Consider the following 21867-nt stretch of genomic DNA (forward strand, 5'->3'; position numbering starts at 1 on the left):
ACATGAGTGACATTCAAATCGTCTGGCTGCGGCGCGATCTGCGCATGGCGGACAATCCCGCGCTCTATCACGCGGCCAAGGCTGGCCCGGTGATTGCGGTCTATGTGCTGGATGATGATCGCGCCAGCACCCATGCCTATGGCGGCGCGTCACGCTGGTGGCTGCATCACTCGCTTGAGAGCCTGCAGGCGAGTTTTGCAAAACGACACGCGACAATCGTGCTGCGCCGGGGCGATGCGGTGGAGGAATTGCTCAAGATCGCGCAGGAAACCGGGGCGCAGACGATCCACGCCAATCGCCATTACGAACCATGGTGGCGCAATGCCGAAAAGGCGCTGGGCGAGAAGATCGAGCTCAAACGCTATGAAGATGCCAATTTCCTCACCGTGATGGGTTCGATCCAGACGGGGACGGGCGGGCAGTACAAAATCTACACCCCCTTCAGCCGCGCCGTGCGCGCGCAATTCCCGCCGCGCGATGAATTGCCCGAGCCCGAGACGCTTTCATCGCCCGATAGCTTCCCCGCCAGTGACGATCTGGAGGATTGGAACCTGCTCCCGACGAGGCCCGATTGGGCAGGGGGGATGCGGGAATTCTGGCAGGTGGGAGAGGCCGCCGCGCAGGATCGGCTCGATTGGTGGGGCGATCATGTCGATGAGTATGACGACAAGCGGAATCTGCCCAGCGTGGACAAGACATCGCAGATTTCGCCGCATCTGCATTTTGGCGAGATTTCACCTGTGCAGATCTGGCACCGCTTCAAACACAAACGCTCGGATGGTTGGCGAACCTTTGAAAGCGAGCTTATCTGGCGCGACTATGCGCAGAACACCATCGCCCAGTTCCCGCTCTATGCGCGCAACAATTACCGCGAGGATTTCGACCAGATCGAATGGCGCGATCCCAACACCGATGCAAAGGCCGCGCGCGATCTGAAGGCGTGGCAGCAGGGGCGCACCGGATACCCGATCGTCGATGCCGGGATGCGGCAATTGTGGCAGACCGGGTGGATGCATAACCGCGTTCGGATGATCACCGCGAGCTTTCTGATCAAACATCTGCTGATCGATTGGCGCGTGGGCGAACAATGGTTCTGGGATACGCTGGTCGATGCCGATTACGCCAGCAATGCGACCAACTGGCAATGGACCGCCGGGACGGGGGTGGACAGCAACATGTTCGTCCGGATCATGGCCCCGCTGTCGCAATCGGAGAAGTTCGACGCCGCCCGATACATCCGCACCTATGTGCCAGAATTGGCGCATCTGGATGAACCCTACATCCACGATCCCGAAGAATTTGGCCGCTTGCCCAAGGCTTACCCGGCCAAGATCATCGGCCACAAACAGGCGCGCGAACGGGCGCTGGCGGCTTACAAGGCGATAAAGGCGCAATAGGCGGGAAAAGCGTGCCGCGCCGCGCGCATGTCCCTTGCGGCCAGACAATCGCCGCGACTATGAGACCGGCATGACCGCGCAGGGGATCAAGCAGCAGATGGGGCCTGAGCCACGCGGAGAGCGTTTGCTCAGTTCGGGCAAAAGGTTTGCCGCAAGGCCGGGGCTGATCGCGCGGCTGATTGCGCCGGGATTTCGCAAGGTCTTGGACCGGGTCGATGCGGGGCTCGAAACCGGATCGCTGTTTGCGCATCTGCCCGACGGGACCACACGGTTGCTGGGCGGGCGAGCGCCAGGGTTCGACGTGGTGGTGCAGCTCAAAGACTGGCGCGCGCTGCTACGGCTGGCGACCGGCGGCGCGATTGGCTGGTTCCAGGCCTACGAAGCGGGTGAGTGGGAGGCCGATGACCACGCCGTGTTGTTCGCGCTGTTTTCCGCCAATGTTCGCACTTTGGGGGACACGGCGCGCAGTTCCGGCCCGTTCAAATGGGCGGCGCGGATGGCCCACCGGCTGAACCGCAACGACAAGAGCGGGGCGCTGCGCAATATCTCGGCGCATTACGATCTAGGCAATGATTTCTACGCCGCATGGCTGGATGACAGCATGACCTATTCGAGCGCGATTGGCCTGTCCGAAGCCGGACCCGGTGACGGGTTGGAGGCAGCGCAGCAGCGCAAGCTTGAAGCTCTGACCAAGCGGCTAGGAGCGCCGGAGAGCGTGCTTGAAATCGGCTGCGGCTGGGGCTCGCTGGCCGAATATCTCGCAGGCGAAGGCGCACGGGTCACTGCGATCAGCCTCTCGGATGAACAATTGGCATGGGCGCGGGCGCATACCTCACCGGAAATCGACTATCGCTGCCTCGATTACCGCGATGTCACCGGCACTTATGATGCCATCGTCAGCGCTGAAATGGCTGAGGCGTTGGGCCGCGAATATTGGGGCGCGTTCATGGACGCCATTGCGCGGGGTCTGAAACCCGGCGGGCGCGCGGCGATCCAGTATATCTCCATGGCGGAAGACATATTCGAAACCTACGCCGCGACGGTCGATTTCATTCAGGCCTATGTCTTTCCCGGCGGGCTGTTGATCAAGACATCCGAATTTCGCGCTCTGGCAGAGGAACGCGGGCTGAAGTGGCAGGACCAGAGCGATTTCGGGCGCGATTATGCCGAAACGCTGGCAATCTGGCACCGGCGGTTTGACCGCGCGGTGGCAGAGGGGCGGCTGCCTGCGGGCTTTGATGACCGCTTTGTGCGGCTGTGGCGGTTCTACCTTACCTATTGCGAAGGCGGATTTCGCGCTGGCAATATCGACGTGCATCAGGTTACGCTGATCAAGCAATGAGAAAAGAGAGGGTGCGGCGATGAAATTTACCACGCAGGCGTTGATGGGATTGGCTCTGCCGGGGGCACTGGTGCTGAGCGCATGCAGCTATGGCAGCGCTGCCGGACTGGAACAGCCGTCTGCGCCGCTCGCCGCAGTGGAGATGGTCCAGCCGCCGCAGCGCGATCCATCCGAATTGCAGGTGTTGTTCTGGAACGATGAGCAGCGCTCCGCCCGGTTCCGCGACATGGAAAGCTGGTTTGCCGGGCATGAAGTGCCCGCCGCCAGCACCCCGCGCGCTTTGGTAGAAGGTGAACCGCTGCCCGCGCCGCTCGCGCAGGAAATCCGTCAGGCGATGGCGCAAACCGGCGCTGCCGGGGTGATGGTTCACAAGGGCGGGACCGTCCGGTTTGAGGATTACGCGCTGGGCCTTACCGCCGATCAGCGCTGGACCAGTTTCTCGGTCGCCAAAAGCTTCACCTCGACCCTGCTTGGCGCGGCGGTGAAAGACGGGTTTATCGCCAGCCTTGATGATCCGGTGACCCAATATGTGCCGGGCCTCGCCGGGTCGGCCTATGACGGGGTGAGCGTCCGCCAGATCGCCACCATGACCAGCGGCGTCGCTTGGGATGAGGATTACACCGATCCCGGCAGCGACGTGGCGCAGATGAACCGTTTTGTCGTCGAATACGGCCCCGATGCCATCGTCGCCCAGATGCGCGAGTTGGAGCGTGAGGCCGAGCCGGGGACCAAATGGGTATACAAGACCGGGGAAACCAATCTGATCGGTCTGGTGGTCGAAAATGCGGTGGGGCTGCCGCTGGCCGAATATGCTCAGGAAAATATCGTTGAGCCTGCCGGGTTTGCAGGCGGGCTGTTCTGGATGGTTGATCCGCGCGGCGGCAATATCGGCGGTTGCTGCCTGTCGCTGACGCTGGGCGATTATACGCGGATGGGATTGTTCGCGCTCGAAGGCGGCGGCGACACTGTGCCCGAAGGCTGGTTCGCCGAAGCGGGCGATTCGCTGGTGGATTTCGGCACTTCAGGCTTTGGCTATGGCTATCAGTGGTGGACCTATCCCGGCGCATTCGGCGCGCAGGGGATTTTCGGTCAGTCGATCACCATCGTGCCATCGGAGGAACTGGTGCTGACCGTGGTCAGCAATTGGCCGACCGCCACCAGCGGCGAAAACCGCGCCATCTGGCAGGGCGTAGCGGCGAAGATTGCGGCGATTGATTAGCGGCAGGCGGCAAACGCGCCAATGCCCAGATCACATCGGGCGATAGACGCCGGTGTTGCTGTAGCGTTGCAGGATATTGTCGTGCACGATCGGGCTCAGCAATTCTTCAAACGCGCAGCCGACGATGCAATTGTCCCACCAGATGACCTGAGCCTGGAGCGATTCGAGGCCGGGCAGGGTCAACCAGCACAGCTGGCCATCGTGCATGCGATTGATCGAGGCGGCGGAGAATCCCGAGATCGAAAGGTCGTGAACCACGCTCTGAAACGCGCGGCCACCCGACGCCCGCAAGGTTGCAGGGATGGTCAGCCGCGTGCGCGGTGAGCAGCGATCTTCCTGTGCTGCGAGTTTGTAACGGTCTGTTTCGGTCGGCATTGCCTTGCAACCTTCTCCTGTCAGACGGCGATAGTCGTGTCAGCCATGGGATGGGAGCCATGGAATCGGGACGCCTTCCATCCACCACATTGGCTTTACCGTTGATTGCAGGAAAAGGTTAACAAGCGCGTAAGTAGCCCGGATCGCTTTCGAAATGCTCCGGTCAATCCACCCTTTCGCGGTGACCAGTGGAGAAATCTTCCGCGAGCAGTGCGATGATCCGCTCCGCGACGGATTCGGGCGGTTTCACGCTTTCGGGATTCTCGCCGGGATAGGCGCGGGCACGCATTGCGGTGCGGGTTGCGCCGGGGTCGATGATGGCGACCCGCAGCGGGCTCAATTTCTCAACCTCAGCGCCGTAGGTTTCGAGCAGGTTTTCAAACGCCGCCTTGGTCGATCCATAGGCGCCCCAGAACGGGCGCGGAGCCGCGCCGACGCTGCTGGTCAACCCAATAATCCGTCCGGCCTCTGCGCGGCGCAGCAGCGGATCGAACGCCGCCAGCAAGGCCTGCGTTGCCACCACATTGGTCATGATCGCCTGATGAAACTGTTTCGGATCTATCTGCGAAAGCGGTGTGAGTTCCGGCAAATAGGCCGCTGAAACAACAAGAATATCCAGCGTATCCCAGCGTCCCGCAATCGCCGCAGCCAGGCGCGCAACCGCGTCCTGTTCGGTCAGATCAACCGGTGCAATGGTCGATGATCCGCCGATGGCGTGGATACGATCCTCAACCTCTTCGAGCGACTTTACCTTGCGCGCCACCAGAATGACATGCGCGCCCGCCTCGGCCAGCGCCAGTGCGGTCGCTGCGCCGATCCCCCGGCTCGCGCCGGTCACGAGAGCGGTGCGTCCTGCAAGCGGTTTGGTTTCGGTCATAGGTCAGGCAGCTCTGGAATCGGTGGGGGAACGGTCGGCAAAGGGCAATTCGTCCGACTTACGCTCGGTCTGCGCCAGATCGGTCAGCGAGGTCGGATAATCGCCGGTAAAACAGGCGTCGCAAAATTGCGGACAGGCGTTGTTGCGCCCCTTTGCCCCAACCGCGCGGTAGAGGCCGTCGATCGAGACAAAGGCGAGGCTGTCGGCCTTGATGAATTCGCGCATCGCGTCCAGTTCCATGCGCGCGGCGAGCAGTTTCGAACGTTCGGGCGTGTCGACCCCGTAAAAGCACGAATTCGCCGTCGGCGGGCTGGCGACGCGGAAATGCACTTCGCTCGCTCCGGCTTCGCGCATCATTTCGACGATTTTCAGGCTGGTGGTGCCGCGCACAATCGAATCGTCGATCAGCACGATCCGCTTGCCCGCCACAAGCGCGCGATTGGCGTTGTGTTTGCGTTTGACCCCGGCGTTGCGAGCGCTGTCGGATGGCTGGATAAAAGTGCGCCCGACATAATGCGAACGGATAATTCCCAGCTCGAACGGGAGGCCCGATTGCTGCGCAAAACCGATGGCGGCGGGCACCCCGCTGTCGGGAACGGGCACGACCAGATCGACATCGCAGGGCGATTCGATGGCCAGTTCCTTGCCGATGGCCTTGCGCGCTTCGTAAACGCTGTGCCCGGCAAAGGTGCTGTCGGGACGGCTGAAATAGACATGTTCGAAAATGCACGGGCGCGCAGGGCGACTGCCAAACGGATGCAGACTTTTGATCTCCCCCGCGAAATCGACGAAGATAATCTCGCCCGGTTCCACCTCGCGGATCAATTCCGCGCCGACGACATCAAACGCAACGCTTTCGCTGGCGAACAGCACCGCGTCGCCCATTCGCCCCATCACCAGCGGGCGAATCCCCAGCGGATCGCGGCAGGCGATCATCCCGGTCGGCGTCATCACGATCAGGGCATAGGCCCCTTCGACAAAGCGCAGCGCATCGATCAGCCGGTCGGCCACGGTGGGATAACGCGAAGTGGCCACCAGATGGATGATGACTTCGGTGTCGGAGGTCGATTGAAAGATCGAACCCTTGCCGACCAGATCCTTGCGCAGCGACTGGGCGTTGGAAATATTGCCATTATGCGCAATCGCAAACCCGCCGCTCGCCAATTCGGCATAGAGCGGCTGAACATTGCGCAGGCCCGCGCCGCCGGTGGTGGAATAACGCACATGGCCCGCCGCCATCGTGCCGGGAAGTTCGGCGATCGCTTCGGGTGAAGAGAAGTTTTCCGCAACATGGCCAAGCCCGCGGCGCGAGATGAAATCGTGGCCATCGAAACTGGTGATGCCCGCCGCTTCCTGTCCGCGGTGTTGCAAGGCGTGCAGGCCCAGCGCGGTCGCAGCAGAGGCTTTCTCTGCATTGATCGCGCCGAACACGCCGCATTCTTCACGCAGCTTGTCGCCGTCTGCATCCATGAAAGGATGGGTCATATTGTCAGCAATAGATCGAATGTCGGTCTGTGCCATCGTGAGTAAGTGTCCGCTGCTCTACCCCGGGCCGTGGGGCGCTCAATGGCGATGTTACGGATCAATTACAAGCGAAGATCGCCCGCCGACCCCCGGCTTTTTCATGACACCGATCTTACACCGGGAGTATTCCGGGGTGCCTTACGCACAGCGCGCTTATGCTTGTCCATTGTGCAGCGGCGACCACCGCCTTACAGCGCCGGTTCAGCTTTCCTTCGCCAACCAGCCGGGCAATCATGCTAACTCCTTTCGAACGAATGATCGCCAAACGGTATTTGTGGCCGGGCAAGGGCGAGGCGTTTATCGCGCTGGTCGCCAGCATTTCTGTCGGCGTGGTGATGCTGTCGGTCGCCATGCTGGTGCTGGTGATGAGCGTCATGGGCGGGTTCCGTTCGGAAATGCTTGAGAAATTCTCCGGGCTGAACGGCCATGCGATCATTCAGGCTTACGGCGGCGAACTCGACAATTGGGAAAGCGTTCTGCAGCAGGTCCGCGAAACCAAAGGGGTGACCAATGCCTCACCGCTGATCGAGCAGCCCTTGCTCGCCAGTTTCAATGGCCGCGCCAATGCGATCTTCGTGCGCGGCAACACTGCCGAGGACATTGCCGATCTGGGTGACAAGGTGTTGATGGGTGACATCGCCAGCTTGCAACCCGACGCGGGCAGGGTGGCGATTGGATCGCGGCTGGCGGCGAATATGGGCGTTCGGGTCGGGGATACGATCACCATCATCAATCCGCAGGGCCGCACCACGCCGTTTGGCACTTCGATTCGGCAAGTGGGTTATGAAGTCGGCGCGATCTTCGAGATCGGGCTGTATGATTTCGACGAGACTTTCGTCATCATGCCGATGTCCGACGCGCAGACCTTGCTGTTGCTGGGCGACAAGATCGGACTGATCGAGGTTACGGTCGATGATCCGGACAATGTCGGCGGAATCCTGGGTTCGGTTGAGCAATCGCTGACCGGGCGGGCGGTCATCGCCGATTGGAAAACGATCAATTCGACCCTGTTCGAAGCCTTGGAGGTTGAGAGGGTGGCGATGTTCTTTGTGCTGTCTTTCATGGTTTTGGTGGCGTCGTTTAACATTCTGTCGAGCCTGGTGATGCTGGTCCGCGCCAAGACCCGCGACATTGCCATCATGCGCACGATGGGTGCGACAAGGCGCAGTCTGCTCAAGATTTTTGTGACCACCGGGACCACCATCGGCGCGCTGGGCACGATCAGCGGGCTGATCCTGGGATTTGTGCTGCTGTATTTCCGCAATCCGATTGTCGAAGGCGTGGCGTTTGTCACCGGAGTGCAGATATGGGATCCGCAGGTGCGGTTTCTCACCAGCCTGCCGGTGCGGGTCGATCCGTGGGAAATTGCCGGGATCACATTGCTGGGGATCAGCTTAAGTTTTCTGGCGACGCTCTACCCGGCGATGAAGGCGTCGAACACCGATCCGGTGCAGGTGCTGCGTTATGAATGATCCCATTGTATCCTTGCGCGATCTGAAACGCAGTTTTGAACAGGGCGGTCAACGCATCGACGTGCTGCGCGGGGTCAATCTCGACATTATGCCGGGCGAGATTGTCGCGCTGCTGGGGCCTTCGGGTTCGGGCAAATCGACCATGCTACAGGCCGTGGGCCTGCTCGAAGGCGGGTTTGAAGGATCAATCGCCATCGCCGGAGAAGCGGCGGAAAAGCTCGCCTCTGATCAGCGCACCCGTATCCGCCGCGAACATCTGGGGTTTGTCTATCAATTCCACCATTTGCTGCCCGATTTCAACGCGACCGAAAACGTTGTGATGCCGCAAATGGTCGCAGGCACGGATCAGGCGATTGCCCAGACCCGCGCCGAAAGCCTGCTGGCGAGCCTCGGCCTTGGCCACCGGCTGACCCACCGACCCAGCCAGCTATCGGGCGGCGAGCAACAACGCGTCGCTGTGGCGCGCGCGCTCGCCAACCGGCCGACGCTGGTGCTGGCCGATGAACCCACCGGCAACCTTGATGAGGCCACGGCCGACACGGTGCTGGGGCAGTTCCTTGAGCTTGTGCGGGGCGAGGGCAGTGCCGCGCTTGTCGCCACCCATAACGAAAGGCTCGCCGCGCGGATGGACCGGGTGGTCAGGTTGCATGAGGGCGTGCTTGAATAAAATCGGACCCAGGCTTCTTTTCAAACGTTGCAGTTAAAAAGGAGAGACCGATGGACGACCATCCCAGCACATTTGAAGGCACTCCGGTTCCGAGCGGCAAACATGCATGGCAGGACCGGGCGGCAATTCATCCCAAAAACGACAGCGGCGGCGTGCTTGACGGTGCCAAGGCGCTGCGGCGCGGCACTTTTGCAGAAATGATTCGGCACCTTGCCAGCCTTCCCGCAGAGCAGCGGTCAGGATATTTGATCAAAAAGGCAGGCGATCGGGAATATTCGGCGCAACAAGCTATAGAGCTTGCATCGCGGGATGATTTTCCGTCTGGTGACGCCAGCTAAATCAACGGGGAACCCTTATGACCACCATTGCCGATTTCACCGTCACCACCAATCGCGGCGAGACGCTCGATATGGCGACCAAACAGGGCAAGGTCCTGCTGATCGTCAACACCGCCAGCAAATGCGGCTTCACTCCGCAATATGATGGGCTGGAGGCGCTGTATCAGCAATTCAAGGACCGCGATTTCGAAGTGCTCGGCTTTCCCTGCAACCAGTTTGGCGCGCAGGAACCGGGCAATGCCGATGAGATCGCTGAGTTTTGCAAGGTCAATTTCGGCGTCACCTTTCCGCTGATGAAAAAAATCGACGTCAACGGCCCCGATGCCTCACCGCTGTATGACTGGATGAAATCGGAGAAAAAGGGGTTGATGGGATCGACCTCGATCAAATGGAATTTCACCAAGTTTCTGGTGGACCGCGACGGCAATGTGGTGAAACGCTACGGCCCGCAAGACACGCCCGCGAGCATCGCCAAAGACATCGAAAAGCTGCTCTGATCTGACCTTTTGCCTTTGCTTCGCTAAGCCCGCAATGACGCGACAAGGGAAAAGCTGACCGCTTCCCTTGGCGAATCCGATCCGACTTCGCATAGTGCCGCCTATGCCATTCGAACCCTTTGTCCCCCTGCGCGTGCTGTCGTCCTATTCAATGCTCGAAGGGGCGATTGATCCCAAGAAGATCGCCAAGCTGGCCAAGGAACGCGGTTTTCCCGCGATTGCCATCTGCGACCGCAATGGATTGTACGGCGCGGTTATGTTCGCGGGCGCGTGTATGGAAGAAGGCATTCAGCCGATCATCGGCACTTTGCTGGGTGTTGCGCGCGAAAAATCGGACGGAGGCTCCGAAGGCACACAGGTCGATTACCTGCCGCTGTTTGCGCAGGATGAGACGGGCTATGACAATTTGTGCCATCTCGTCTCAAAGGCGCATCTTGAACGCCCGCTCGAATTGGAACCGCATGTTCCGCTCGATGCGCTGGACGGGCACACCGATGGGCTGATTGCGCTGACCGGAGCGGGAGAGGGCGCGCTCACCCGCTTGCTGGCCGAAGGGCAGGCCCCGGCGGCGGCGGCGCTGGCCGACCGGCTGGAGGCGCTGTTTCCAGGGCGGCTCTATATTGAGCTGGCGCGCCACGGCGATGACACCTGCGCCCGCGCAGAGGATGCGCTGATCGACATGGCCTTTGCCCGCGATCTGCCGCTCGCCGCGACCAACCCTGCCAATTTTGCCGAACCGCATATGCACAAGGCGCATGACGCGATGCTGTGCATTGCCCATTCGACCTATATCGAGAATGACGACCGCCCGCGTTCCAACGCCCAAGGTTTCGTCAAATCGGCGCGGATGATGGACGATCTGTTCGCCGACCTTCCCGAAGCGACCGCCAACACGCTGACGATTGCGCGCCGCTGCGCCTTTGCACCGCCCTATCGCAAGCCGATCCTGCCCAGCCTTGCCGGTGATGTTGCAGGCGAGGCGCGGATGCTGGCGGAGGATTCGCGGCGCGGGCTGGAGGCGCGGCTGGCGTCCTATCCCGATCTCACCGAGGAAGCGCGCAAGGTTTATTTCGACCGGCTCGAATTTGAAATTGATGTGATCGCAGGCATGGGTTTTCCCGGCTATTTCCTGATCGTTGCCGATTTCATCAAATGGGCCAAGGATCAGGGCATCCCGGTGGGTCCGGGGCGCGGGTCGGGCGCGGGTTCGGTGGTGGCCTGGGCGCTGACCATTACCGATCTCGATCCGATCCGGCTGGGGCTGCTGTTTGAACGGTTCCTCAATCCCGAGCGCGTGTCGATGCCTGATTTCGATATCGATTTCTGCGAAACGCGGCGGGGCGAGGTGATCCGCTATGTTCAGCGCAAATACGGCGCCGATCACGTCGCGCAGATCATCACTTTCGGCAAATTGAAAGCCCGCGCGGTGCTGCGCGATTGTGGGCGCATCCTGCAGATGAGCTATGGTCAGGTCGACCGCTTGTGCAAGATGGTGCCCAACCACCCGACCGAACCGTGGGACCTCAAACGCGCGCTCAACGGTGCAGCCGATTTCCGCCGCGAATACACCAATGACAATGAGGTGAAGCGGCTGGTCGACCTCGCCATGCAGCTTGAAGGGCTGCCGCGCAATTCCTCCACCCACGCCGCCGGGGTGGTGATTGGCGACCGCCCGCTGGCGCAATTGGTGCCGCTTTACCGCGATCCGCGTTCGGACATGCCGGTCACGCAATTCGATATGAAACATGTCGAATCGAGCGGGCTGGTCAAATTCGATTTCCTCGGGCTGAAAACGCTTTCGGTGCTGCGCAAGGCGACCGACCTGTTGCATCTGCGCGGGATCGAGATCGACCTTGGCGATTTGCCTCTGGATGATCGGGCGGTCTATGATTTGATGCAGGCCGGTAACACGGTGGGTGTGTTCCAGCTCGAATCCGAAGGGATGCGGCGCACACTGAAAGCGGTCAAGCCGAGCAATTTTGGCGATATTATCGCGCTGGTTTCACTGTACCGCCCCGGCCCGATGGACAATATCCCGCTGTTCGGCAGGCGCAAGGCGGGCGAGGCGCCAATCGAATATCCGCACCCCAAACTCGAAGGCATCCTCGCAGAAACCTACGGCATTTTCGTCTATCAGGAACAGGTGATGCAGGCCGCGCAGATCCTTGCCGGCTATTCGCTGGGCGATGCCGATCTGCTGCGCCGCGCGATGGGTAAAAAGAACCAGGCCGAAATGGATCAGCAGCGCAGCCGGTTCATCGACGGCTGTAAGCGAGTGTCGGATATTGACCCGAAGCAGGCGGGCGAATTGTTCGATTTGATCGACAAATTCGCTGGATACGGTTTCAACAAATCGCACGCCGCCGCCTATGCCTTGCTCGCGTATCAAACCGGCTGGCTGAAAGCGCATTACCCGGAGGAATTCTACGCCGCGTCGATGTGTTTCGACCTGCACCAATCGGAAAAGCTCAGCATCTTTGTCGATGATGCGCGGCGCTATCCCGGCGGCGGGGTGGAGGTTTTGCCGCCCGACATCAACGCCAGCCATGCGCGCTTTACCGTGGAGCAAACCGATCACGGTTACGGGGTCCGCTATGCGCTGGCGGGCATCCGCAATGTCGGGGAAAAGGCGATGGAGGCCATCGTCGCCGAGCGCGAGGCAAACGGTCCTTTCGAAAGCCTCAAAGATTTTTTTGAACGGTTGCCGCAAGGTTCGATGAACCGCCGCCAGCTCGATGGATTGATCTGCGCGGGCGCGCTCGATGCGATTGAGCCGGACCGCGCGGTGTTGTTTGCCAATGCCGAAATGTTGCTGGCGGTGGCGGATGCAGCCATGCGGGAGCGGTCAAGCGGGCAGGCGGCGCTGTTTGGCGGGGACCATGCGCCGCAGGAAGAATTGCGGCTGCAGCCCGCTCAGGCCTGGTCGCGGACCGAACGAATGGGGAAAGAGCGCGAGAATTTCGGCTTTTATTTCTCCGCCCATCCGATCCAGCAGTACCGCGAGATTGCCTCGGCACAGGGCGCGCGCAGTTACCAGAGCCTGATGGAGGCGGGTGCGCCGCCGGGCGGGCGCGGCAATGCGGTGATCGCCGCGATGGTCGAAAGCGTCAGCAAGGGCCGCACCAAACGCGGCGCCGAGTTTATCCGCGCCGAATTTTCCGACAGTTCGGGTCAGTTTTCGGCGGCATGCTTTGAAGAATCGCTGGTGGCATCGTTTCAGGAATGGGCGGCGAGCGGCGAATGTGTGCTCTTGGGGGTGGAGCTTGATTCGCCCAATCCGGGCGAACCGCCGCGCCTGACCATTCGCAGCGCCCGCCCGATTGCTTCGGTCAGCGGGCGCGTGCCGATGATCCTGACCGCGGACATATTGACGCAGGTCGCGCTGGCCGAACTTACACTGGAACTCACCGCCGAAGAAGGCGCACCGGGCGAAGCGGTGGTGCGGCTGGTGCTGGGCGATGGTGAATTCGCGCATCTGCGGCTGGGCAGCAGCTTCCGGCTCGACGGCGATTTGGCCGAACGGCTGGCTGGGGTGCCGGGGATCGAGAACGTCATGCTGGAGCCGCGCCGCGGGCGACCCAATCTTAGGCTGGTGGCGTGATGGCGGAGCCGGTCGAGGAACTGACTGACAAGGAGAAGGAGGCTCTGCGCCTGCTTCTCGAAGGGCACGATGCCAAATCGAGCGCCAACACACTTGGCATATCAGTTCACACGATCAACGACCGCTTGCGCAACGCGCGCCGCAAAATGGGTGTGGCCTCAAGCCGCGAGGCCGCAAGAATCTTGCGGGACGCCGGGGAGGATACACCCCAAATTCCTGTGCACACATCTTTGGGGATCGATAACCCTGAGCCTGCCGCCGATACCGCAATCCTCACTCAAGCAAAGCGAGCAGGGTCAATCCGGCTCACATGGCTCGCAGGAGGAATGTTGATCATGTCTGTTGTTATCGCAGCCGCCGTTCTCGCAGTTGTTTCAACCTCTGGTGGAGATGCCGGCACAGCCGTGCCATCGCCTCAGAACCGCGCTTCATCTGCGGAAGCCGCTGAACGCCCAACACCCGAGGATACCCCTTCGGTCGAGGTTGCAGAGGCTTTCCTCTCAGCGATTGACGCGGGAGACGTTGCGGGCAGCTGGGATCTGGCTGGGCAGGCTTTCCAGACGCGGACGACACAGCGCGAGTGGTCGGGCGCGCTTGCCACTGCCCGTGCACCGCTTGGCGATGTCGGAGAGCGCCGCCTCGCGACGGTCCAGCGTGTCTCTACGTTGCCCGGCCTACCCGAAGGCGACTATGAAGTGCTCGTCTTTCAGGCGAAATTCGAAGGCTGGGACGGGATCGTTACCGAAACTCTGACCATGGTCCGCAACGGCAAGACATTCGACGTTATGGGGTATTTTGTGAGCAAATAGTCGATTGGATCGCCACGAAAAAGGGGCCGGAAGCATCATGCTCCCGGCCCCTTTTATGTTTCTTGCCGGATGCAGGCTTACATGCCCGATCCGGGACCGTATGTCACTTCGACCCGGCGGTTCTGGAGTTCGCGCACGCCATCGGCGGTAGGCACGCGCGGCTGCGCCTCGCCAAATGCTTCGCCCATGATCCGCGATGCAGGCACGCCGCGTCCGGTCATATAGCTCTGAACGCTGGCGTTGCGCCGTTCGGCCAGACCCATGTTGTAAGTAACGCTGCCCGAACGGTCGGTGTGACCGGCAAGCATGACCCTTGCGTTGCCGCAATTGGCATAGGCCGTGATCGCATTGTCGAGGATCGACGCAGCATCAGCGGTGATGGCTGATTGATCAAAATCGAAGAACACGATGAAGGGGCCGGTGTTGCACGGCGAAGCCGGGGCAGGCCGCGGCGCAGGCGGCGGCGGCGGCGGTGGTGGTGGTGGCGGCGCTGTTGGCGCCGGCGGAGGCGGCGGAGCAGCCCTGCTGCCGAAATTGTAGAGGATACTCGCCAGCACCGAATGCGATTGATAATCGACTTCGATCGGAGCCCCGCCCGTGGTTTCAAGTTCAAATTCGTCGATTACGAAATACCGATATTTCAGTCCCAGATCGATGCGATCACTGACCGCGAAGCGCAGCCCCGCGATCGCCTGATAGGCAAAGTCGGTGGTGCTGTCGTCAATCACGGTTCCGGTCCCAGAAACGGTGACCGGAATATCAAGATTAGCAAACCCTGCGCCGCCGCCTGCGTAAACCTGCAAGCCGTTGTCGCTACCGAATTCGAGCAGGCCGTTGATCATGCCGCTCAGGATCGACAGGTCTTCGTCATTGTCCACCACCGTTCCGGGCACAGCTCCCGCGCCAGGTACGAGAGCGGGATTGACAACGGTCAGGCTGTCATAGCCGTTACGCTTGTAACCGCCCTCAGCTTCGAGGCGGAACGCTCCGAAGTCATAGCCCACCACCACGTCTGCATCGATGCCGGTGTTGGTGTCGGCAAAGGCTGCGTTGGTTTGGGGATCGGTGTTGGCGAGATCGATATCGACCTGGTCTTCAAGGCTGACGCCGCCTTCGACACCAATGTAAAGTTGCCCATCACGCGCATGCGCAGGGGCGGTCAGGATTGCGGCTGTTCCCGCAACCAAAATTGCAGCTTTTTTCATATGGGCCCTCTTAAGAACTGGTCACACAGCCATCGGATAGAAACCTATGGTGGCAAGTCCGTGACACGATCTCCGCAATCGCAACGCATCAAACCATCTTGGCGTTTGGCCGATTGCCAAGCCCGCTTTGCCGCGCCATGATCCCGGTAAGTATGCCCCCAAGCGGGCAGCAAACGGGAGAACAGGACACCATGCTGACACAGGCCCTTGGCGCGATGCAGGACTGGTCGATGCGGATCACGCATGTGATCGATCACGCCGCCAGAGAAGCGGGCGACCGCGAAATTGTGACGCGCTGGGCCGATGGCAGCGAAACGCGCACCAACTGGGCCGGGATTCGCGCCGATGCGCTGAAAATGGCGCAGGCGCTGCAAAAACTGGGGATCAAGCCGGGGGAGCGCGTCGCCAGCCTTGCCATGAACCATTCGCGCCATCTGGTGAGCTGGTACGGGGTCGCGGGGATGGGCGCGGTGCTGCACACCGTCAACCCGCGCCTGTTTGACGATCAGCTCGAATATATCGTGGGCCACGCCGAAGACCGCGTGCTGCTCTATGATGCCGCGTTTCAGCCGATTGTTGACGCGATGCGTTCCCGCTGGACCACGGTAGAACATTACATCTGCTATGATTCGGGCGAACATGCCCCCGCGTTCGAGGATTGGATCGCTGCCGAGGACGGCGCGTTCGAATGGGTCGCTGGGGATGAGCGTGACCCTTGCATGATCTGTTACACCAGCGGCACGACCGGCAATCCCAAGGGCGTGCAATACGAACACCGATCGACCGTCATGCACGCGCTTGCCGGGCTGCAACCTGCCGCTTTCAATTTCTCCAGCGCCTCGGTCATGCTCCCCGTGGTGCCGATGTTCCATGCGGCAAGTTGGGGCCTGCCCTATGCCGGCGCGATGGCGGGGATCAAATTCGTGTTCTCCGCAGTCAACGATCCGGCGGTGCTGCATGAACTGATGATCCGCGAAGGGGTGACCGACAGCGCAGGCGTGCCGACCGTGTGGCTGGCGCATTTCCAATATTGCGACAAGCACGGGCTGGATCTGCCGCCCTTGAAGGCTGCAACCATTGGCGGGTCCGCCGCGCCCAAATTCATGATCCGACGTCTGCTCGAAAACGGCACGCGGGTGCAGCATGCCTGGGGAATGACCGAAACCAGCCCCATCGGCACCGTTGGCGGACCGACCTGGGACTGGGACACGCTCAGCCTGGATGAAAAGGTCGAAAAATGCGCGATGCAGGGCCGCCCCACATTCGGCGTCGAACTGCGCACCGTGGACCTTGACGATATGGCGACCCCGCTGCCGCGCGACGGCGTGACCAGCGGCGCACTGCAAATTCGCGGGCCGTGGATCATCCGCCGCTATTTCAAGGCGGAACAGGATGCGGCGGGCAACGAAGGCTGGTTCGACACGGGCGATGTCGGCATCCTCCACCCCGACGGCACATTGCAACTGACCGACCGGACCAAGGACGTGATCAAATCGGGCGGCGAATGGATCAGCTCGGTCGAATTGGAGAATGCCGCCGTCGGCCACCACGCCGTGGCCGAAGCCGCCTGCGTCGGGATGTATCACCCCAAATGGGATGAACGCCCGGTGCTGTTCGTGGTGAAGAAAGACGGCGCCGAAGTGACCGGCGGTGAGATCATCGAACATCTGAAGCCGCTCATCGCCAAGTGGTGGCTGCCCGATGCGGTCGAATTCGTCGACGACATTCCGCATACGGCGACCGGCAAGATTTCAAAGAAGGACCTGCGCGAGCGGTTTTCGGATTACAAGTTGGAGGGGTAGAGTTTTCTTTGAGGCGAGTCCCCGCGCAGGCGGGGACCTCTCTCTTCTTGCGCCCTTCCTTGCCAGATCCCCGCCTTCGCGGGGAATCACAGATTGGAATTGGAAATGACCGAATTCTACATCGACCCATCGCCGGAAAATTTCGCCGCGTTCAAGGATTTGCCGCGCGACGAACCGATCCACATGCTCAACCTGCTGCGCTACCGCGACCTTGCCGAATATCCCGAGGGGCACGAACATCACGGCAACGGCTGGACCGGGCGGCGCGCCTATCAGGAATATGGCAAGACGAGCGGTCCGATCTTCACGCGCGTCGGCGGCAGCGTGGTCTGGCGGGGCGCGTTTCAGACGATGGTGACGGGGCCGGGGGACAAGGACTGGCACGACGGCTTTGTCGCGCAATATCCCAATGCGGGCGCATTTTTCGAGATGATCAAGGATGCGGATTACCAGAAGGCCGTGGTCAACCGCACGGCGGCGCTGGTGGATAGCCGCCTGATGCGGTTTGCGCCGGGTGAGGTTGGCGGGGGGTTTGGGTGATGGGAGATCAAAAGATGACGGATTGGAGCTTCACAAAATATCAAAGAATAGTGTGCGGATTGGCATCGCTGCTTTTGCTTTTTGCGGTGGCCGTTTCGTGGGAGCGACCTGGCCGAGATGAGTTTCCAACAATGATATTTGTTTGGGCGGTAATTTTTTGCCTAGCCGCGCTTGCTGGTCCGAAGAAGAGGACGGAAGATCAATGAGAGGCGTAATTGTGCTCGCTGGGCTAGCGCTTCTTTCAACATCACTGGACACCTCTCTTTCAAAGATGAAGGAGTTTTCAGAGAGTGAAGCTTCCGACGTTCGGGCTGAATTGGATTATCAAATCGAAGACTTGCGGTCAGAAATTCGTGATAACGAGCGTGAAATTGAAGATCTAGAGCTGCGGATTTTGTATCGCTACTAGCCGCTAGATTATTCTCGTCATCCCAGCGGAAGCTGGGATCTAGGGCGGCAAAGTGGGGTGCTAGGCGACTCTGGACCCCAGCCTGCGCTGGGGTGACGGTAAAGGGCTGGGGGATGCTTGAGGGCTAAATCAACCGCAATTGCCCACCTGTCTCCGGCGGGCAAAACCGCGAACAATCCAGTTCGAACCGGCTGCGCCCGATCCCCGCTCTCTTGCAGGCGATACGAAAGCGGTTGCGTAGTAGGTCGGCCCATACGCCGCTGGGTTTCATGCGGGTGAAGAAGTCGGGATCATTGTCGCGTCCGTTTCGGATTGAACGCACGATGCTCATCACCTTACCCGCGCGGTCGGGATAGTGGACATCGAGCCATTCGCGGAACAGCGGGGCGACCTCGTGCGGCAGGCGCAGCGGAATCCAGCCCGCGCTCTTCACGCCCAGCGCCGCGGCGGCGGCGATGATGGCTTCGAGATATTCATCGGTGATCGCCGGGATGATCGGTGCCACAGAGCAATGCACTGGCACGCCGATCTCGACCAACCTGCCGAGCGCGGCGATCCGTTTGGCGGGCGCGGGGCAGCGCGGCTCAAGCTTTCCCGACAGCACCGGATCAAGCGTGGTCACCGAAATCGCCACCGCCACCAGCTTCTCCCGCGCCATCGCCTCCAGCAAGTCGGCGTCGCGCAGGATGCGGTCCGATTTGGTCGTGATCGTCACCGGATGGCGCGCCTCCAGACACACTTCGAGCAATTGTCTTGTGATGCGATATTCGCGTTCGATCGGTTGATAGGGATCGGTGTTGGTGCCCATTGCAATCGGCTTTGGCTTGTATCCCCGCTTGTTCAGCGTTGTGCGCAGCAATTCCGCCGCATTGGGTTTGGCAAACAGCCGCGTTTCAAAATCCAGTCCCGGCGACAGATCGTGATAGGCATGGGAGGGCCGCGCATAGCAATAGACGCAGCCATGTTCGCACCCCCGATAGGCGTTGATTGATCGGTCGAACGGTATATCGGGCGATTCGTTGAAGGTCAGGATGGTCTTGGGGTTTTCCTCAGTCACACTGGTGCGCAGCTTTACCGGCGGTCCGTCTTCGCCAAAGGCCAGCGCCTGCATATAATCGCGCCAGTCGCCATCCGTTTCCCTCTCGGCCAATCCGAAACGGGTTGAAACCTGCGCCGATGCGGCGCCTCTGCCGGGTTCAAAATCGGGGTGATCGGCGGTTCGCATTATCGGAACATATATAGAACAATAGTCCTGCACGAAAGCCCAAAAACGGCAAGATTGCAGAGCCGCCGTATATTTGCGCTTTCCTACAGGTCCGGTTCTGCGCAAGGATCCGATTTGCCCGAGCGGGACCGGATCGGATGCGGAAAAGTAGAAATTGTTGGAAAAGTGTCAAGCGCGGTAAGTGGCGTCAATCTATTGAATCAATGCAATAATATCGCAAAATACCCGGTTGACACACTGTCCAATGTGTCAAGCAGATCAACGCTCTTTCAATCTCGGCATCAGCTCAACGAAATTGCAGGGCCGGTTGCGGCTGTCGAGCTGTTCGGCGAGGATACCGTCCCAGCCATCCTTCACCGCACCGTTCGATCCGGGCAGGGCAAAGATATAGGTCCCGCGCGCCACCACGGCGCAGGCGCGCGATTGCACCGTGCTGGTGCCGATGGTCTGAAAGGAGAGCCAGCGGAACAATTCGCCAAAGCCGGGGATGTCGCGCGCGCCTGCGATCCGGGACAGCGCCTCGGGCGTCACGTCGCGGCCGGTCAGCCCGGTGCCGCCGGTGCTGACCACGGCGTCGATGCGGGGATCGTCGATCCATGCGTCATATTGCGCGGCGAGCAGGGCGGCGTCATCGGTCACGATGGTGCGCGCCGCCAGATGATGCCCCGCCGCGACGATGCGAGCGGCAAGGATATCGCCCGAAGTGTCATTGTCCGGGGTGCGGGTGTCGGACACGGTCAACACCGCGATGTTGATCGGGGTGAAAGTCCGGGTCTGGTCAATCGCCATCTGGGTGGCTCCGCTATTGGCTGAGGGATGCGGTCCTTGCCGTAGCCACTTGCGGAAACTCTGGCCAGCGTCCTTGCGCCAAGGCGCGGCGGCTGGGCGAGGGGGACCCGGCGGCGCGTTCGTACATCCAGTAATTGCGCATCACGATGGCAACATAGCCGCGCGTTTCCCAATAGGGGATCGATTCCATCCAGAGCAGCGGGTCGCCCTGGTCGTTGATCTCTGAATTCCAGCGGCTGATCGGGGTCAGGCCGGCGTTATAGGCGGCCATGATCTTGGGCAGCAGGCCCTGCGTCGCGGGACTGTCGCGCAGCATTTCGAGATTGCGCTGACCAAAGGCAAGATTGACCTCAGGGTCGTCGAGATTGACATAGGAGGCGCTCATATTGAGGCGCGGGGCGTGCTGGCGGACGGTGATAGGAGTGATCTGCATCAATCCGCGCGCATCCGCCGGGCTGATCGCGGCGGTGCGGAAATTGGATTCCTGCAAGGCATGGGCAAAGGCCAAAGCAGGATCGACGCTCCAGCCATTGGTGGGCTGCCAGCGCGCGGTGGGAAAACGCAAAGCGCTGTCGCTTTGCATGCCGTAGGGCGCGTAATGCGCCATGAACAGCTGGGTCGATGGCAGGCCAAGTTCGCGCGCCAGCCGGGCGAGTGCGGGATAATCGCGGGCGCGGCCGATGCGGGCTTCGTGGCGGAGCACTTCATCGGCGAGCGCTGGGCGGCCGATTTCGACCAGCGCGGCGGCGACACGGACATTGCTGCGATCGCTGAGTGCGTTCCAGTCGTCCAGAGTGAAAGGCTGAGGCGCAGCGGCGGCAGGCAGATCAATGCCCAACTGGTCCATCGCCAGCATGCCATAAAGCGTTTCATCATAGCGGGCGGCAGCGGTCAGATGGTCTTGCGCAGCCACCGGCTCCCGGCACCGGACCAGCGAACGATGCGCCCAGTAATGTGCCGCAGCGGTCAGTTCGACATTGGCGGACCGGCTGGCAGATCGAACAAACGCCTCTCCGGCGAGCGAGCAATACCCAAGCCGCCACGCGGCCAGCCCGGCGACCCATTCGCCCTCTGCGACCCAATCGCCTGAACCCTGCGAGACGGTTTCAGCGAGCGCGAGGGCATTTTGATCGTCGTTCTCGATGTAGTAGCTCCACGCCACCCGCTGACGCCATTCGGCGAGCGTAGCGGGGCTGAGCTGAGGTTCGGCCTGTGTTAGCAGCGCATGGGCGCCGGCGGGATCATCATTGCGGATGGCTTCGAGTATACCGGCCTTGGTGTCCGAAGAGATCGTGCCATCGTCCACCGGGCGCGGCAGGATGCGTTTGGAGGCGGCGGGTTGGCGGCTGAACGCTTGCGCCGGCGGCAAGACGGGTTGCTGTTCAAGCCCGCGCCGCTCGCCAAGGCGGCCAAGCTGTTCGGTCTGCGGCAGTTCGACCCCGGCGGCGAGCCAGTTCGACACTTGTTCGGCGGAGACTTGAGGGCTGCTTGCATGGGTGTAATATTCGGCGCGGGCGATCTGGTTCAGCAAGCCGTCGCTGCGGCGGTCGAGCAAGGCGTTCACCTGCGCCCATTGTTCGGCGTCAATCGCGGCGAACAGATCGCGGTAATGCTCGCGTTCATCCCCGGAGAGGATGCGGGGGACCGGCGTTTCTGTGGCAGCACCGCGATCATAATGCGCGACCATGCTGCCGGTTTGGGCGATGACGGCTGGAGCCAGAACGAAGGAGGAAATCAGTCCAAACCCGGCGAGAACCGGACGTGCGCATTTCAACATAG

The 21867-nt window shown here is 61.1% G+C and carries 19 protein-coding genes; 12 read left to right on the forward strand and 7 right to left on the reverse strand.

The window, feature by feature from the left end; genetic code table 11:
* Nucleotides 1-2: 2 nt before the first annotated feature.
* From ACM64M_RS07290 to ACM64M_RS07300, 3 genes are all read left to right on the forward strand, one after another.
* A complete protein-coding gene (locus ACM64M_RS07290; RefSeq protein ID WP_416228011.1) occupies nucleotides 3-1397 on the forward strand; it encodes a cryptochrome/photolyase family protein in 1395 nt (464 codons plus the stop codon).
* Between the two features lie 70 nt (nucleotides 1398-1467).
* On the forward strand, nucleotides 1468-2739 hold the full coding sequence (locus ACM64M_RS07295; RefSeq protein WP_416228012.1) for a class I SAM-dependent methyltransferase: 1272 nt from the start codon (nucleotides 1468-1470) through the stop codon (nucleotides 2737-2739).
* A 19-nt stretch (nucleotides 2740-2758) separates the two neighbouring features.
* Nucleotides 2759-3958, forward strand: coding sequence for a serine hydrolase domain-containing protein (locus ACM64M_RS07300; RefSeq protein WP_416228013.1), 1200 nt, complete (start codon nucleotides 2759-2761; stop codon nucleotides 3956-3958).
* 30 nt (nucleotides 3959-3988) lie between these two features.
* Here ACM64M_RS07300 and ACM64M_RS07305 read toward each other — a convergent pair whose 3' ends face one another.
* The 3 genes from ACM64M_RS07305 to purF all read right to left on the reverse strand — a co-directional run bounded on the left by ACM64M_RS07305 (nucleotide 3989) and on the right by purF (nucleotide 6695).
* Complete coding sequence (locus tag ACM64M_RS07305) at nucleotides 3989-4333, reverse strand: PilZ domain-containing protein (RefSeq protein ID WP_416228014.1); 345 nt, start codon at nucleotides 4331-4333, stop codon at nucleotides 3989-3991.
* A 163-nt stretch (nucleotides 4334-4496) separates the two neighbouring features.
* Complete coding sequence (locus ACM64M_RS07310; protein WP_416228015.1) at nucleotides 4497-5210, reverse strand: SDR family NAD(P)-dependent oxidoreductase; 714 nt, start codon at nucleotides 5208-5210, stop codon at nucleotides 4497-4499.
* A gap of 3 nt (nucleotides 5211-5213) precedes the next feature.
* Nucleotides 5214-6695, reverse strand: a complete 1482-nt coding sequence (gene purF / locus ACM64M_RS07315; RefSeq protein ID WP_416228016.1) for an amidophosphoribosyltransferase — start codon at nucleotides 6693-6695, stop codon at nucleotides 5214-5216.
* 269 nt (nucleotides 6696-6964) lie between these two features.
* Here purF and ACM64M_RS07320 point away from each other — a divergent pair, with 269 nt between their 5' ends.
* The 6 genes from ACM64M_RS07320 to ACM64M_RS07345 all read left to right on the forward strand — a co-directional run bounded on the left by ACM64M_RS07320 (nucleotide 6965) and on the right by ACM64M_RS07345 (nucleotide 14118).
* Complete coding sequence (locus ACM64M_RS07320) at nucleotides 6965-8206, forward strand: lipoprotein-releasing ABC transporter permease subunit (protein ID WP_416228064.1); 1242 nt, start codon at nucleotides 6965-6967, stop codon at nucleotides 8204-8206.
* On the forward strand, nucleotides 8199-8873 hold the full coding sequence (locus ACM64M_RS07325) for an ABC transporter ATP-binding protein (RefSeq protein ID WP_416228017.1): 675 nt from the start codon (nucleotides 8199-8201) through the stop codon (nucleotides 8871-8873). The genes ACM64M_RS07320 and ACM64M_RS07325 overlap by 8 nt, the downstream gene beginning before the upstream one ends.
* 50 nt (nucleotides 8874-8923) lie before the next feature.
* The gene (locus ACM64M_RS07330) at nucleotides 8924-9211 is read left to right on the forward strand and encodes a hypothetical protein (protein ID WP_416228018.1); all 288 of its coding nucleotides are present in this window, start codon (nucleotides 8924-8926) and stop codon (nucleotides 9209-9211) included.
* A gap of 17 nt (nucleotides 9212-9228) precedes the next feature.
* On the forward strand, nucleotides 9229-9708 hold the full coding sequence (locus tag ACM64M_RS07335) for a glutathione peroxidase (RefSeq protein WP_416228019.1): 480 nt from the start codon (nucleotides 9229-9231) through the stop codon (nucleotides 9706-9708).
* 103 nt (nucleotides 9709-9811) lie between these two features.
* Entirely contained in the window at nucleotides 9812-13309 is a 3498-nt protein-coding gene (gene dnaE / locus ACM64M_RS07340; RefSeq protein ID WP_416228020.1) for a DNA polymerase III subunit alpha, read from the forward strand.
* A complete protein-coding gene (locus ACM64M_RS07345) occupies nucleotides 13309-14118 on the forward strand; it encodes a DUF4019 domain-containing protein (protein ID WP_416228021.1) in 810 nt (269 codons plus the stop codon). Before dnaE ends, ACM64M_RS07345 begins: the two co-directional genes overlap by 1 nt.
* A 77-nt stretch (nucleotides 14119-14195) precedes the next feature.
* On the opposite strand, the gene ACM64M_RS07350 is transcribed toward ACM64M_RS07345, so the two are convergent.
* Nucleotides 14196-15323: an OmpA family protein gene (locus tag ACM64M_RS07350; protein WP_416228022.1), complete on the reverse strand. Its 1128-nt coding sequence runs from the start codon at nucleotides 15321-15323 to the stop codon at nucleotides 14196-14198.
* A gap of 191 nt (nucleotides 15324-15514) precedes the next feature.
* On the opposite strand from ACM64M_RS07350, the gene ACM64M_RS07355 reads away from it, so the two are divergent.
* The 3 genes from ACM64M_RS07355 (at nucleotide 15515) to ACM64M_RS07365 (ending at nucleotide 18074) form a co-directional block, all read left to right on the forward strand.
* Complete coding sequence (locus ACM64M_RS07355; RefSeq protein WP_416228023.1) at nucleotides 15515-17125, forward strand: long-chain fatty acid--CoA ligase; 1611 nt, start codon at nucleotides 15515-15517, stop codon at nucleotides 17123-17125.
* 105 nt (nucleotides 17126-17230) lie between these two features.
* Nucleotides 17231-17665, forward strand: a complete 435-nt coding sequence (locus ACM64M_RS07360) for a DUF1330 domain-containing protein (protein ID WP_416228024.1) — start codon at nucleotides 17231-17233, stop codon at nucleotides 17663-17665.
* Nucleotides 17666-17867: 202 nt separating this feature from the next.
* Complete coding sequence (locus tag ACM64M_RS07365) at nucleotides 17868-18074, forward strand: hypothetical protein (RefSeq protein WP_416228025.1); 207 nt, start codon at nucleotides 17868-17870, stop codon at nucleotides 18072-18074.
* A gap of 124 nt (nucleotides 18075-18198) precedes the next feature.
* On the opposite strand, the gene ACM64M_RS07370 is transcribed toward ACM64M_RS07365, so the two are convergent.
* The 3 genes from ACM64M_RS07370 to ACM64M_RS07380 all read right to left on the reverse strand — a co-directional run bounded on the left by ACM64M_RS07370 (nucleotide 18199) and on the right by ACM64M_RS07380 (nucleotide 21865).
* Complete coding sequence (locus tag ACM64M_RS07370; RefSeq protein ID WP_416228026.1) at nucleotides 18199-19299, reverse strand: PA0069 family radical SAM protein; 1101 nt, start codon at nucleotides 19297-19299, stop codon at nucleotides 18199-18201.
* Nucleotides 19300-19557: 258 nt separating this feature from the next.
* Nucleotides 19558-20088, reverse strand: a complete 531-nt coding sequence (moaB, locus tag ACM64M_RS07375; protein WP_416228027.1) for a molybdenum cofactor biosynthesis protein B — start codon at nucleotides 20086-20088, stop codon at nucleotides 19558-19560.
* Nucleotides 20089-20101: 13 nt separating this feature from the next.
* Complete coding sequence (locus ACM64M_RS07380; protein WP_416228028.1) at nucleotides 20102-21865, reverse strand: transglycosylase SLT domain-containing protein; 1764 nt, start codon at nucleotides 21863-21865, stop codon at nucleotides 20102-20104.
* Between the last annotated feature and the right edge of the window lie 2 nt (nucleotides 21866-21867).

The organism is Qipengyuania sp. ASV99 (assembly GCF_047872805.1).
Lineage (GTDB): Bacteria > Pseudomonadota > Alphaproteobacteria > Sphingomonadales > Sphingomonadaceae > Erythrobacter.